Here is a 13,840-nt window from a genome sequence, read left to right on the forward strand (position 1 = left end):
CATCGTTTAATCTCAAGGTTATCTGCAAAAAAATTGTCTTGCAGTTAACTCTATACTACAATAGATAGTGGAATAGAAAGCTTACATAGGGGAGGCAACAAGCGATGGATTTTCGTATTGAAAAGGATACATTAGGAGAAGTTCAAGTACCTGCTGACAAATATTGGGGCGCGCAAACACAACGCAGTAAACAAAACTTTCCAATCGGCGGTCAAAAAATGCCAATGGAAATTGTTCGTGCGTTTGCGATATTGAAAAAAAGTGCTGCTAAAGCAAATAGTGAACTAGGCTTATTAGAAGGGCAAAAAGCCGAGGCCATTGCTTATGCTGCAGATCAGATTGTTGCTGGTAAACTGGACGAGCATTTTCCGTTAGTCGTTTGGCAAACAGGAAGTGGTACTCAGTCGAACATGAATGCTAATGAAGTCATTGCACATGTGGGAAACAAATGGTTAAACGAACAAAATAGCGAGTGGACCTTGCATCCTAATGATGATGTTAATAAATCACAGAGTTCCAATGATACGTATCCAACGGCAATGCATATTGCAGCTGTTCTCAAATTAGAAGATGTGGTGCTTCCAGCGTTACATCAGCTAAAAGATACGTTGAAGGTAAAAATGGATGCCTTCCAGGATATTGTTAAAATCGGCCGGACACATCTGCAGGATGCAACACCATTAACATTAGGCCAAGAGATTAGCGGTTGGCACCGGATGCTGGAAAAATCGGAAACCATGATCACGGAAAGTCTCCATCATCTAAAAGAATTAGCCATTGGTGGAACAGCAGTTGGGACAGGTCTTAACGCGCATCCTGATTTTTCTGAAAAGGTTTGTAAAGCTATTAACGAAGAAACCGGCAAGAACTTTATATCTGCTCCAAACAAATTCCACGCATTAACAAGTCATGATGAATCCGTTTATGCGCATGGTGCATTAAAAGGCCTGGCAGCCGATTTAATGAAAATCGCTAATGACGTACGCTGGTTGGCCAGCGGACCGCGTTGTGGTATTGGTGAATTAACGATTCCAGCCAATGAGCCGGGAAGCTCAATCATGCCAGGTAAAGTCAATCCGACCCAATGTGAAGCGGTGACAATGGTTGCGGCACAAGTGATGGGAAATGATGCAACCATCGGCTTTGCGGCAAGTCAAGGGAATTTTGAATTGAACGTATTTAAGCCGGTAATTGCTTATAATTTCTTACAATCCAGCCAGTTACTAGCGGACAGTATGCGTTCCTTTGATGAGCGATGTGTTCAAGGAATCGAACCAAATCATGAACAAATCGACAAAAATCTAACCGATTCTCTCATGCTTGTTACCGCGTTAAATCCACACATTGGCTATGAAAATGCTGCTAAAATCGCCAAACAGGCATTTGCTGATAATGCAACATTAAAAGAAACAGCGGTCAAACTGGGATTGCTAACTGCTGAAGAATTTGATCAATATGTTAATCCAAAAGAGATGACCTACCCGAAATAATTATAGAACAAAGGCGCTGGAGCCGGACGAGAGGATACAGGTCAGTTTGGCATTGCGACAGACCCAGCTAAATTTCCTCTGTTTTGGCACGAGCATAATAGCGCCATAATTTTTCTTTACCATCGAAAAAGCTCATTCGTTAGCGAATGAGCTTTTTTATAGAACTGTTGAATATCGAAGCGGGTTGAATGATAAGTTGATCGAGCCAGGGCAGTAAAAAACGATCAACTTCTAAACGGTAAAACATTTTTTAGTAATTCATAAAAGACACTGTGTCCCGGCATAAAAAGGTTTGGCTTTGCAAGCACAATTTACCAGTGTAAATCTGTGATAAGTTTTGTCGAAGTGCAGACAATAGTTATTACAGGAGGTGATAAACATGGCTAGCAACAACTCAAACCAATTAGTCGTACCTGGCGTACAACAAGCACTTGATCAAATGAAGACGGAGATTGCTTCTGAATTTGGTGTAAACCTTGGCGCTGATACTACTTCTCGTGCTAACGGTTCTGTTGGTGGGGAAATTACGAAGCGTCTTGTAGCGACTGCACAACAACAAATGAATGGACAACAATATTAATAACAATGGCTTTGGTGAGTAACTCACTCATCTAAATGAAGGGGGATGTCAATTTAGACATCCCTCGATTATTTTTGTATCGGATTTCCAGTTTGATTATTCCTACATATTTAGCGGATGCACTGCTCTGTTTGCTTATCAAAAAAGTGGACCTTGTTCATATCAAAGGCTAAATCCACACGTTCACCGCCAGTTATATCAGACCGGGAATCAACACGAGCGACAAACTCCTGTTCACTCACCTTCGAATATAAATAGGATTCCGCACCCATTAATTCGGCAACATCAATGGTGGCAGTGACCTTTGTATCTGGAGTAGAATCGATAAACACTGGTTCGTCATGGATATCTTCTGGACGAATACCAAGAATAACTTCTTTATCCACATAGCCTTTTTCGCGTAGTGATTTCATCTTCCCCTCAGGAACGGCAACACTTAATTCACCTAATTGGAAGGCACTATCCTTTAATGTCCCAGAAAGGAAGTTCATGGAAGGAGAGCCGATAAATCCGCCAACAAACATGTTTTCCGGATGGTCATATACTTCTTTGGGTGCCCCAACCTGTTGAATAATACCATCCTTCATTACCACAAGCCTAGTTGCCATTGTCATTGCTTCGGTTTGGTCATGGGTAACATAAATGGTTGTTGTTTGCAGACGTTGGTGCAATTTTTGGATTTCTGCCCGCATTTGTACGCGAAGCTTGGCATCCAGGTTGGACAGTGGTTCGTCCATTAAGAACACTTTAGCATCACGCACAATCGCCCGGCCTAACGCAACCCGCTGCCGCTGCCCACCGGAAAGCGCTTTTGGTTTTCGAGTCAAATAGGCTTCCAACCCTAAAATTCGAGCAGCATTTTCCACTCGTTGTTTAATTTCATCCTTTTTAAACTTACGCAGTTTTAATCCGAATGCCATGTTATCATATACATTCATATGCGGATACAGGGCATAGTTTTGGAATACCATAGCGATGTCACGATCCTTCGGGGCAACATCATTCATTTTTCTATCATCAATGTATAATTCCCCGCCAGTTATTTCTTCCAGACCGGCAATCATTCGTAATGTAGTTGATTTTCCACATCCAGATGGACCGACAAACACGATAAACTCCTTATCTTGGATATGTAGGTTAAAGTTATCGACTGCAATTGCTTTCTTGTCATATGATTTTTGAATATGCTCTAAACGTAATTCAGCCATTTTTCATTCCCCCAATGTAAGCTCTTTCATTTATTGTACAAGGTTTACGGGAAAATCGATACGTGAAACATGCCCAAAGATGTCCAGCGGTTTTGGGCATATTTACAAGTCCAGATGTTTTTTTGCCAATAATGCTAATTTCACGGTCATGGCTGCCTGAAATTGCCGGATATCTATTCCCGTCTTTTCAATAAATTTATCAATTCGGTATTGGAGGCTGTTTCGATGCATATACAATACCTTTGCTGTGACAGAAATATTTAAATTATGCTGGATAAACGCTTCGATGGTTTCCAGTATTTCCGCATCCTGCAATATATCTTTTAAAACGGTTTCCGCAAGCATTTGCAGGAAAGTATGGTCCGCTTGATCGACGATTAAATAAGGGATCGCATACATGTACGAAATTACGTTATCTTTTGTATAGCTAAAAGCAGCAGGAGCATCGTTTAATAACCGATTGTAATAGGATTTAGCCTGTTGCAAATCCTTGTGGTACTCACCAACGTAAAATTTAATTTTTACATATAAATCACTCATCAGTACATCGACAATTTGCTCATAGGAAAGGCCTTTATCATCTATTTCTACGATTATTCCGGTATGATCATTTTCCCACAGGATTGCTATTTCACTAGTGAAAATAGCTTGAATTGCTTCCTTAAATGCACTAGGATCCAGTTGATTGATGGGAAATGAAAAATAAACGAATCGATAGTTGTTCACATGATGCATGGTTGCTGGGATATCTCCGTTATGAACCAGCTTCGTCCAAAGTTGTTCATTTCGGCTCATTGCCGGCAGTTTTACATGATAAGGAGTTAAAAACGCGGATAATAATGTTAGATCCCTGTTCATTAATTCATCTTTTCGTATGCCAATCATTTCATTTTCTTTTGTAATAAACCATTGATAAGCTGCCGTTGTGACACTTTTTGCATCGTTACTGTACGTACATGATGGGAAGATCGTTTGTAATGTTTCAATCATATTTAATACCCCCTTTTCAGGCGTAGTCAAGTAAATTTGTTCACTCTATTATAGCATGGTATGATAAGTATCTGGTATGCTAGAAGCCGATAAAACAGCATTGCAAAAAAACAACTTAATCAATTTATTCAAATGGTATACAGATGATTGTTCCTTTGTTATAGTTGGTTTAGTTCAAATTTGAAGGAGGAATGATCGTGCCAAATATTTACGACAGTGCGTATGATTTGGAACAGGCTATCCGGGAAAGTGATGAATTCAAAGGGTTAAAGGATGCCTATGAAATTGTCATGAATGATCCTGCATCGAAACAAATGTTTGATAATTTTCGTAATACGCAAATGGAATTACAGGAAAAGCAAATGCAGGGTGAAGACATTTCCGAAGAGGAAGTGGAAAAGGCCCGTCATATTGTCGAGCTTGTCCAGCAGCATGAAACCATTTCCAAACTGATGGAGCATGAACAGCGCCTGAATGTAGTTATTAATGATGTTAGTCAGATTATCACGAAGCCTTTAGAAGAGCTTTATGGAAATACGGAAGAAAATTAAGGAGAATACAGGAATACATACGAGGACTCGGAAACTTTTCCGGGTCTTTTTGACGTATGCAAAATTAGCACTTACCAGGTAAATCCAAGTGGGGAACTGGATCAAAGAGAGACTACTGAAAAGTGAATCACTGATAAAGGTTGGTGAAACCGCCGATAAATGTGATAAACCATTGCTAAATTGCAAAAATCACCGATAAAGTATGTACTCACCGTTAAATTGAGCGATGTAACCTCACGATCTTTCACATACAATCGGTTTAGAAGGTAGCTTTCAGTAGTCTCAATCTGACACGGTATCAGTATCTTATCGATGGAATAACACTAACTTTGCTTCTGGGGATACACAACGATGGGTATGCTCGCTGTACCCTTCATCTTCAAGTCGGGCTTGGCCGATCTTTTTTGCTTCCGCATCGTTTTCTGCTGAGAATGATTCGTCAAGCAACTTTTTACCACTTTTTTCAAAAGCCGTTAATACATACGTTCGCATCTGCTTTATCCCTCCTGAGGTTTCCTTATTTATATTATTCGACATGCATGGTAAAAATCCTGCTAAAACTTGATAAGTATTTTGTCAAGTGGACTTTACAAAACGTGCAAATCCATATATACTCTTTGTAAAGTCCACTTTACCTAAATGGAAGCAGGGATAAGCGATGATGTCGTTCATTCGAGAAAAACGAAAAGCGATGGATATGACCCAGGATGAGCTTTCCCAAAAACTTCAAGTATCCAGACAAACGATCATTTCACTGGAAAAAGGGAAGTATAAGCCTTCTCTTGTTTTGGCACATAAGCTCGCCCAGGTTTTTGGGTGTTCGATTGAGGAATTATTTCGCTTTGAGGGGGATGAAAATGTTTAGTCAATCGTTTTTGGAAGATCCGTACGTGATTCTTATACTATTGGGGAATTATGTGTTTTTGATTGCGCTGTTTTTCTTTCAACGTCATATCGGGAAGAAAAACTACCGGTATGATGAACGCTATTACACGATCCAGAATCAAGCAAAGGCCAGATCTTGGGATGCGACACTCGTGATCATGTTAATTGCATGGCCGATTGTCATTATGTTTGACGGGATAGGTTTCAGTTTCTTTCTATTAACGGCACTTTACATACTTCATAATATTACACTTTTGCTGACATCTGCGTATGCCAACAGCAAGCAGTGAAATAAACATAAATGGAAAAGGAGAGGGTTGGATGACACTAACATTGACAGATGTTACGAAACGATTTGGCAATCACACAGCAGTTGACCAATTGTCACTGGAAATTCCGGAAAAAGAGATGTACGGATTTCTCGGTGGCAACGGTGCGGGAAAAACAACAACATTCCGCATGATCCTTGGATTGCTGGATGCAACAAAGGGATCGATTACTTGGAATGGAGATTCAATTGGTTATAATAAGAGCCATTTAATCGGATATTTACCGGAAGAACGGGGGCTATACCCGAAGCTTAAGGTAAAGGATCAAATTGTTTATTTAGGGAAATTACGCGGGATGACAAAGCAAGGCGCACTTACCGAATTGAAAGGCTGGTTAGACCGGCTAAAGGTGCCTGAGTATCTGGAGAAAAAGGTGGAGGAATTATCTAAAGGGAATCAGCAAAAGATTCAATTCATCTCGGCAGTGCTTCATCAACCAAAGCTGTTGATTCTGGATGAGCCATTTTCCGGGCTCGATCCGGTTAATGTGGAGTTGTTAAAAGAAGCTGTGATTGCATTAAAAGAGCAAGGGACATCGATTGTGTTTTCTTCGCATCGCATGGAGCATGTGGAGGAGCTATGCGAGCATTTGTGTATCTTGCATAAAGGCCACCAGGTCGTTGAAGGTCGCCTGCGTGATATTAAACGATCGTTTGGCAGGAAAAACCTGTTGATTCATGCGGACAGATCACTGGAATTCTTGCGGGATTACAAAGGAGTTATTCAATACAAGCCGTTAACAGAAGGTTGTAACCTGCAAATTGAAAACGAGGACGTGTCGCAGGATATCTTTTGTGCATTGCAGGGGAAAGGCTTTATTCGGAAATTTGAGCTCGAGGAACCATCGTTAAATGATATTTTCATTGAGAAGGTAGGTGACGCGTATGAATAAATTTTGGATCATTTTATCCCACACATACATGAGCCGGGTAAAGGCCAAGTCATTCTTGATCACAACGCTGGTTTCTTTGGTACTTATTTTTGCAATTTCGAATATCCAAACGTTTATTGAGGCATTTTCCGATGATGGTAACGGAAAAATTGCAGTAATCGATGAAACGGGAGAACTATTTGAACCACTGCAAAAGGGTGTAGAGGATGCTGATGAAGGTATCAAACTGGTAGCCTTTGAGGGTTCAGAATCAGAGGGAAAAAAAGCAGTCCAGAATGAAGATTATCAAGCATTGGTTAGCTTATCGTCCAATGAAAATCAATTACCGGAAGCTAGCTATTACGCCAATACCATTACCGATTCTGAAAAGCAAACGACAATTGAGGAACAATTACAGCAACTTAAAATTTCAATCGCAACGCAGCAAGCGGGGATTGATCAAGCACAATTGGCTGAAATTTATGCTCCTGTGGGCTTTCATACGGTGTCACTGGACAAAAGTGCTAAAACGGATGAGGAGCTGAGCCAGGCGCGCGGTATTGTTTATGTTATGTTATTTTTGTTATATATGACCGTATTAATGTATGGTCAAATGATTGCCCAGGATGTGGCAACAGAAAAATCGTCCCGCGTGATGGAACTATTGGTATCCAGTGTATCACCTATTACGCAGATGTTTGCAAAAATTATTGGGATAGCTCTCGTAGGGATAACCCAGCTTGTAGTGATTTTAGGTGCAGGATATATCATGGTTACCAGCAAACAAAGTGACATGACCGGAGAGGTTTTTAACTACTTTGGCATAAAAGGTGCTTCATTATCTCTGTTTGTTTATGCAGTCGTCTTTTTCCTGCTTGGTTATTTATTATATGCGACATTGGCAGCGATGCTTGGGTCGTTAGTAAGCCGTACGGAAGATGTGCAGCAGTTAATGATGCCGATGATGTTTCTAGTTATTGCTGCCTTCATGATCGCTATGTTTGGATTAAATGCCCCGGAGTCGAGTTTTGTTAAAATTAGTTCATATATTCCATTTTTTAGTCCAATGCTAATGTTTTTACGCGTTGGCATGGTAGATGTACCAATATGGGAAGTCGCCCTGTCGATCGGCATATTAATGGTAACAATTGTCCTGTTGGCGATTATCGGTGCCAGAATTTACAAGGGTGGAGTGCTCATGTATGGAAATTCAGGATCACTTAAGGATCTGGGAAAAGCATTGAAATTATCGAAAAAAGAATAGATGATTTGAAAGGGAGGACCGCTTGTAATAGTGGTCCTTTTCTGTTGGATTGACGAGCAAAAGCATCAACCAAATCAGCGGAAACATCGACCCACTAGCGGTCACATCAACCAAATTAGCGAAAACATCGACCTCTCAGCAGAAGCATCAACCAAATTAGTGGAAACATCGACCTCTCATCAGGAGTATCAACCAAATCAGCGGAAACATCGACCCACTAGCGGGCACATCAACCAAATCAGTGAAAACATCGACCCACTAGCGGGCACATCAACCAAATCAGTGAAAACATCGACCTCTCAGCAGGAGCATCAACCAAATTAGTGAAAACATCGATCCACTAGCGGGCACATCAACCAAATCAGTGGAAACATCGACCCATCAACAGGCACATCAACCAAATTAGCGGAAATATCGACCTACCATCAGGAGCATCAACCAAATCAGTGAAAACATCGACCTCTCGGCAGGAGCATCAACCAAATTAGTGAAAACATCGACTTCCCATCAGAAGCGTCAAGCCATCACTTTTCGAACGTGCATTCTATTGTATCCTTTGGTAAGATAAAAGGAAAGGTGGTGGAAAAATGCCAAAGCAATTATCCTTTCTTCATGCGGCTGACCTTCATTTGGACAGCCCATTTAAAGGCATGGCTCGTGTTCCGGAAGCTATTTTTAAAGAAATTCAAGAAAGTACGTTTGTCGCACTGAACCGATTAGCGGAGACTGCGATTGAGAAACAAGTTGATTTTATCCTGCTTGTTGGGGATTTGTTTGATAATGAACAGCAAAGTCTGAAAGCGCAAGTTAGATTAAGAGATGTATTTGAAAAATTACGAAGGCACCGGATTCAGGTATACATGTCCTATGGAAATCATGATTATATTAATGGGAATCGCTATCCGATTGTCTATCCGGATAACGTATTTGTTTTTCCAGATGAAACGGTTCGCTCATTTGTCTATAAAAAAGATGGGCAGCAACTAGCAGCCATTTCGGGGTTCAGCTATCAGAATCGGGCGGTTCTTACCAATAAGGCAATGGAATTTGCGATAGATAATGAACGAATTCCATTTCACATCGCCATGCTGCATGGAAGTGTCCATAGTAACACGGACCATGATAAGTACGCCCCGTTTTATTTGTCGGAGCTGCAAGAGCAACATGTCGATTACTGGGCATTAGGACATATTCATAAACGAGCTGTATTATTCGAGCATCCGCCAATTATCTATCCAGGCAATATCCAGGGGCGTCATCGGAAAGAATCGGGTGAAAAAGGCTGCTACTATGTGGAAATGAACGAAAAAGAAACCAAGACATCGTTTATCCCGCTTCAAGCTATTCGCTTTGAGGCAATTGCCATCGATATCGCTGCATGTCACCAGATTCATCAATTAGAATCAGTCATCCAAAATACGTTCACTGCAAAATTGGATCCAGGACCACAGCTTATTTCCTTATTGTTGACAGGTTCATCCGGGGAACATAGGCAGTGGGAAACAGAAGGAATGATCACTGATATTATTGAACTCATGAATGAGTCATTTATCGAGCGGGTAAATTGGTTGTATATCTATCAGCATCGACTGGACAAGGCTGTAAATCATACGGAGGAGATGCTGAAACAGGGAGAGCATTTTTTTGGTGAATTAATTCGACAGGCGGATCAAGCGTCTATCCAGCCGTTCGTTAAGGAGTTATATCAGCATCGTGAGGCACGTAAACATTTAAAACGCTTATCGGCAACCGAGGAAGAAATGATTAAACAAAAAGCGAAGGAGTATTTGCTTCAGGAGCTTTTGCACCATGGAGGTGAATCGGTATGATCATTATCCGGGCTGCCATTGATGGATTTGGGAAATGGTATGACAAAACGATCGAATTTTCCCCGGACCGGTTGAACTGTTTATATGGCGAAAACGAATCAGGTAAATCAACACTATATCAATTTATCTTATTTATGTTATTTGGTCTTCCGCCAAGAAAACGCGAGATGTTCCGACCAAAAACAGGGGCGAAAATGGGGGGACGATTGCAGCTTTACGATGCTGAGCTAGGGGAGTATACCATTGAACGGTATGACGCGGTGAAAAATGGGGCAGCAGTCTGTTATATGAACGATGGACAGGTGCAGGATGAAGCATGGTTGAAGGATCGTCTCAATGCAATGACGTATGAGACATATCAATCGATCTTTTCATTCTCTGCGGAGGACTTGGCAGGTTTAAGTGCAATGAAGGAAGCGGACCTTGGTGATATTTTACTGAGCATTGGGTTGACAGGGTCAAAAAATATTCAGTCGATTGAAAAACGGCTGGATGCACAAATAGCTGACTTATTTAAACCTTATGGAAAAAAACCGGCGATCAATCAGCAGCTTGCCTCGTTATATAAATGGCACGTCTCATTAAAAGATGCAGAACAAAAAGAGGCGACGTATCGGGGTACCAAAGATAGTGTGAAAGCGTTGGAAACGGAGATCGCTCAGCAAAAAGCGGTGTTACAACAAGAAAAGCAACTGCTTGCTGCTTGTGAAAAAAAGTTGCAGGCGTTATCTCTTATTCAGCAATACCAACATTATGCGAATCAATTACATACATTCCCAGATGCGATTGCGTTCCCGGAAGATGGTATAAAACGCTTTAATGCAGTAAAAGAACAGCTTTTACCACTAAAAAGTGAATTAACTGTATTACAGGAAAACTTGCAAACATATCGCCAAAAGCAAGAACAGTTAACGCAATCACTTGTAAGTAATACCCTGTATAAACAAGCGAGTAAGCTACTGGAGGAATCTGAAAGTTATATTGAAACAGAAAAAGAGCTGAAACAGCTAAACGAGGCATACCAGCAAAAAAAGATGCGACAAGAGACATTGCTGGATCAATTAAATATCGGATTGGGCCTAGATGATTTGAATTCGATTGTTTTAGCTTTTCATACGGAAGAGACGTGGAATAAACTTGTCAGCGAAACAAATCAAATACAGCTCGAATGGGAACAATATGAACAAGAGGAACGAGTGACCAAACGGCAGCACGAGGAACTGGTAACCCAGCAAGAACAGGTGAGAGTCCAGGTGTTGACTGATTCCTATGTCCAGGAGTTAACGGATACCGTGCACATGTATCAACATCAAACCTATGCCAAGAAATTAACCGATCGCTCGGACAACGCTGGGAAATGGCAGCTTCTCAAACGGCAAAAGGAAAAGACAGCACGGCGGATCTTGATCTGGAGCTTCATCGCCGCTATGCTTCCGGTCGCTGGTTTAGCCTTTTTGGACATGAAAATTATGTTGCCTGTAGTCCTGATTATTATTGCCATTGGTATTGGTTCCAAGACTTTCCTGACACGTTCGATCAAGGAAATGGAATATCTGCTCAAGCCGCAACAAGGGCAAGCAACACCTCCAACTGTAACACAAGAAGCGTATACGAAAGCGAAACTTCTGTTGGAAACCAATGACCAGCAGATGGCGGAACTTGCAACCATCCGGGATCAACTGAAAGCGAATGAGGCATCCTTTTTAACGCTAGCAGAACGAAAGAACATGTTAGAAGTAAAACAGCAGCGAATCAATCAGCAAATGGAGCAGCAATGTAAGATTTATCCGTTTTTAATGGATGTTGAATTACCCTATTGGACGTCACTTTATCATTCATTACGATCGGTATTGCAACTGTACACAGAAGGCAAGCAACTATGCCAAAAACGCAAACAATTATACAGTCAGATGGAGACGTTTCAGCAGGAATTACATATGTTTTTTCAGGCAGAAACGTGGGAATTAACCAGTAAAACAGTTCCAGAACAAATAGAGAAGTTAAAGCAGCTTATCCATCGTCAACAGAAAACAAACGAACAAATCGCACAGTATGAAAGTTGGATCACCGCTAACCTGTCCCAACAGGAAACGATAAACCAGCGAATGCGTGTTTATCAAAAGGAATTGGGAATATTATATGAATCAGCTGATGTGAATACGGAAGAAGCATTTTTCCAAAAGGCAAGTGAATCGGAGAGAAGAAATCAGCTTCAGACAAAGCTAACAGAAACCAATGAGCAGCTTTCTTTTTTCTTTTCAAAGGAAGAATGGGAGAAGTTACGTGATGCATCTTTAAACGAGCAAGTTCTGGAAGAAGAGCGCGAGCAGCATGTAACTGCCATCGAAGCGGTGGAAGCAACGCTGGATGCCAAACGGCAAGAACTAGCTGACCTAAATGCGGAATTAGCCCGAATGGAGGACTCCGGATTATATTCGCAACTGCTGCATCGGTTCCATATGGAGCAGGAACAATTGGAGGAGCTTGCCCAACAATGGTCCGTATTAAAAACCGCAAAGGCGCTATTAATGGAAACAAAACAAGATTATCGGGATAAATATTTGGCGAAAGTGATGGCGAAAACGGCGGTATACTTTGCCGCATTAACGAACAATAGATATAGCCAAGTTTTTGCGCCTAAAGATGAAAGGCCGATGGAGGTACTTGCAGTAGATCATACACGGTATACGGTCAGCGAATTATCAAGGGGAACCACTGACCAGCTGTATGTCTCGTTACGGATTGCAATTAGTGAAGTGATGAGTGAGAAGCATAGCCTGCCATTTATCATTGATGATGCATTTGTTCATTTTGATCTTTTACGTTCAGAGAATATGATGAAAATTTTGGCGGAAATCACTAAAAATCAACAAATTCTTTTGTTTACCTGTAAAAATGAGATAATAAATACGGTTTATAACGAGAATATCGTTCATTTAGAAAATACTGTTCGCATTTCTTGATAAATAATGATAAACTATTTCCAGATAATCGCTTATGTATAAAGATAATAACCAGATGGAGGGACATCCATTGTCAGAAGAACAGGTCTCAAAGGATTGGGAAAAGTATGAGGAAACAATTGAAAAATTTATTCAAGTAATTGCAAAGAACATGAATTTATATGGTATCACTTCATCCGTGGGCAGGCTGTACGGGGTGTTATATTTTGCTGATAAACCCTTGACATTGGACGATATGCGGGAAGCTTTGGAAATGAGTAAAACAAGTATGTCAACAGGCGTGCGGGCACTATCTGAAATGAAGATGGTGGAATCAACATTTAAGCGGGGGATTCGTAAAGATTTATATCAAACAGAGGACGATTGGTATAAATCTTTTACCTCGCTGTTTGGGAATAGATGGCGTCAGCACACGGAGACAAATATTGAAGAAGCGGATGAGACGATTGAGGAGTTAACGTCAATTGTGCAACAGACCGATGATGAAGCATTAAAAGAGAAGATTAACAATGATATTGAGCGGCTTCATTATGCACAAAATTATTATAAATGGCTCATGAAATTTATTCAAGTCATGGAAACTGGGGAGATATTTAACTATATCCCGAAGAATAAATAAACTAGTTTGAATTGAACGCCGGTATATCTGAATTTGGTTGAAATGTTAAGAAACAAGGCCGGGACAATAGTGTTCTGGTTATAGAAAAATCCGAACGATTCAAGTTTCTACAACTGAAATTTGTATTCGTTCGGATTTTTCTTTGCAGCAGGAACATATAAAATTTTATACGTTCAAATATGTATAAACTGCGACGTAAAAAGGACGTTGATTTTTAAATACGAGTGCCGCTGCCGCCGTCCGGGATCGCTACGGGCGGAT

General features: G+C 40.8%; 14 protein-coding genes. 11 read left to right on the forward strand and 3 right to left on the reverse strand.

Translation table 11 applies throughout. The annotated features are described in order from the left end of the window. The first annotated feature begins 104 nt into the window (after positions 1-104). The gene (gene fumC, locus WMZ97_RS20330; protein WP_343273930.1) at positions 105-1,490 is read left to right on the forward strand and encodes a class II fumarate hydratase; all 1,386 of its coding nucleotides are present in this window, start codon (positions 105-107) and stop codon (positions 1,488-1,490) included. 379 nt (positions 1,491-1,869) lie between these two features. Further along, a complete protein-coding gene (locus WMZ97_RS20335; protein ID WP_343273931.1) occupies positions 1,870-2,070 on the forward strand; it encodes an alpha/beta-type small acid-soluble spore protein in 201 nt (66 codons plus the stop codon). A gap of 110 nt (positions 2,071-2,180) precedes the next feature. Here the strand turns inward: WMZ97_RS20335 and WMZ97_RS20340 are convergent, their stop codons facing one another. Then, complete coding sequence (locus tag WMZ97_RS20340) at positions 2,181-3,278, reverse strand: ABC transporter ATP-binding protein (RefSeq protein ID WP_343273932.1); 1,098 nt, start codon at positions 3,276-3,278, stop codon at positions 2,181-2,183. Positions 3,279-3,380: 102 nt separating this feature from the next. Beyond that, entirely contained in the window at positions 3,381-4,268 is an 888-nt protein-coding gene (locus WMZ97_RS20345; RefSeq protein ID WP_343273933.1) for a PucR family transcriptional regulator, read from the reverse strand. 197 nt (positions 4,269-4,465) lie between these two features. On the opposite strand from WMZ97_RS20345, the gene WMZ97_RS20350 reads away from it, so the two are divergent. After that, a complete protein-coding gene (locus tag WMZ97_RS20350; RefSeq protein ID WP_343273934.1) occupies positions 4,466-4,819 on the forward strand; it encodes a YlbF family regulator in 354 nt (117 codons plus the stop codon). A 306-nt stretch (positions 4,820-5,125) separates the two neighbouring features. Here the strand turns inward: WMZ97_RS20350 and WMZ97_RS20355 are convergent, their stop codons facing one another. After that, positions 5,126-5,311 (reverse strand): YhzD family protein, encoded by a 186-nt coding sequence (locus tag WMZ97_RS20355; RefSeq protein WP_343273935.1) that lies wholly within the window; start codon positions 5,309-5,311, stop codon positions 5,126-5,128. A 166-nt stretch (positions 5,312-5,477) separates the two neighbouring features. Between WMZ97_RS20355 and WMZ97_RS20360 the strand changes: the two genes are divergently transcribed. From WMZ97_RS20360 to WMZ97_RS20395, 8 genes are all read left to right on the forward strand, one after another. Continuing rightward, positions 5,478-5,684 (forward strand): helix-turn-helix transcriptional regulator, encoded by a 207-nt coding sequence (locus WMZ97_RS20360; RefSeq protein ID WP_343273936.1) that lies wholly within the window; start codon positions 5,478-5,480, stop codon positions 5,682-5,684. After that, a complete protein-coding gene (locus WMZ97_RS20365) occupies positions 5,677-5,994 on the forward strand; it encodes a DUF3796 domain-containing protein (protein ID WP_343273937.1) in 318 nt (105 codons plus the stop codon). Before WMZ97_RS20360 ends, WMZ97_RS20365 begins: the two co-directional genes overlap by 8 nt. Positions 5,995-6,025: 31 nt before the next feature. Next, a complete protein-coding gene (locus WMZ97_RS20370; protein WP_343273938.1) occupies positions 6,026-6,925 on the forward strand; it encodes an ABC transporter ATP-binding protein in 900 nt (299 codons plus the stop codon). Beyond that, on the forward strand, positions 6,918-8,168 hold the full coding sequence (locus WMZ97_RS20375) for an ABC transporter permease (RefSeq protein WP_343273939.1): 1,251 nt from the start codon (positions 6,918-6,920) through the stop codon (positions 8,166-8,168). The genes WMZ97_RS20370 and WMZ97_RS20375 overlap by 8 nt, the downstream gene beginning before the upstream one ends. A gap of 30 nt (positions 8,169-8,198) precedes the next feature. After that, complete coding sequence (locus tag WMZ97_RS20380) at positions 8,199-8,492, forward strand: hypothetical protein (protein WP_343273940.1); 294 nt, start codon at positions 8,199-8,201, stop codon at positions 8,490-8,492. Between the two features lie 263 nt (positions 8,493-8,755). Further along, a complete protein-coding gene (locus WMZ97_RS20385; protein ID WP_343273941.1) occupies positions 8,756-9,997 on the forward strand; it encodes a metallophosphoesterase family protein in 1,242 nt (413 codons plus the stop codon). Continuing rightward, entirely contained in the window at positions 9,994-12,960 is a 2,967-nt protein-coding gene (locus WMZ97_RS20390) for an ATP-binding protein (RefSeq protein WP_343273942.1), read from the forward strand. The genes WMZ97_RS20385 and WMZ97_RS20390 overlap by 4 nt, the downstream gene beginning before the upstream one ends. A 55-nt stretch (positions 12,961-13,015) precedes the next feature. Continuing rightward, a complete protein-coding gene (locus WMZ97_RS20395) occupies positions 13,016-13,579 on the forward strand; it encodes a GbsR/MarR family transcriptional regulator (RefSeq protein WP_405027732.1) in 564 nt (187 codons plus the stop codon). The last annotated feature ends 261 nt before the right edge of the window (positions 13,580-13,840 follow it).

Source organism: Lentibacillus songyuanensis (assembly GCF_039548255.1).
In the GTDB taxonomy this organism is placed as follows: domain Bacteria; phylum Bacillota; class Bacilli; order Bacillales; family Amphibacillaceae; genus Lentibacillus_C; species Lentibacillus_C songyuanensis.

Coding starts and splice junctions, on each gene's coding strand:
- fumC (WP_343273930.1), top strand. CDS start 105: ATGGATTTTCGTATTGAAAAGGATACATTAGGAGAAGTTCAAGTACCT.
- WMZ97_RS20395 (WP_405027732.1), top strand. CDS start 13,016: ATGGAGGGACATCCATTGTCAGAAGAACAGGTCTCAAAGGATTGGGAA.
- WMZ97_RS20375 (WP_343273939.1), top strand. CDS start 6,918: ATGAATAAATTTTGGATCATTTTATCCCACACATACATGAGCCGGGTA.
- WMZ97_RS20365 (WP_343273937.1), top strand. CDS start 5,677: ATGTTTAGTCAATCGTTTTTGGAAGATCCGTACGTGATTCTTATACTA.
- WMZ97_RS20370 (WP_343273938.1), top strand. CDS start 6,026: ATGACACTAACATTGACAGATGTTACGAAACGATTTGGCAATCACACA.
- WMZ97_RS20345 (WP_343273933.1), bottom strand. CDS start 4,268: ATGATTGAAACATTACAAACGATCTTCCCATCATGTACGTACAGTAAC.
- WMZ97_RS20390 (WP_343273942.1), top strand. CDS start 9,994: ATGATCATTATCCGGGCTGCCATTGATGGATTTGGGAAATGGTATGAC.
- WMZ97_RS20385 (WP_343273941.1), top strand. CDS start 8,756: ATGCCAAAGCAATTATCCTTTCTTCATGCGGCTGACCTTCATTTGGAC.
- WMZ97_RS20335 (WP_343273931.1), top strand. CDS start 1,870: ATGGCTAGCAACAACTCAAACCAATTAGTCGTACCTGGCGTACAACAA.
- WMZ97_RS20360 (WP_343273936.1), top strand. CDS start 5,478: ATGATGTCGTTCATTCGAGAAAAACGAAAAGCGATGGATATGACCCAG.
- WMZ97_RS20355 (WP_343273935.1), bottom strand. CDS start 5,311: ATGCGAACGTATGTATTAACGGCTTTTGAAAAAAGTGGTAAAAAGTTG.
- WMZ97_RS20340 (WP_343273932.1), bottom strand. CDS start 3,278: ATGGCTGAATTACGTTTAGAGCATATTCAAAAATCATATGACAAGAAA.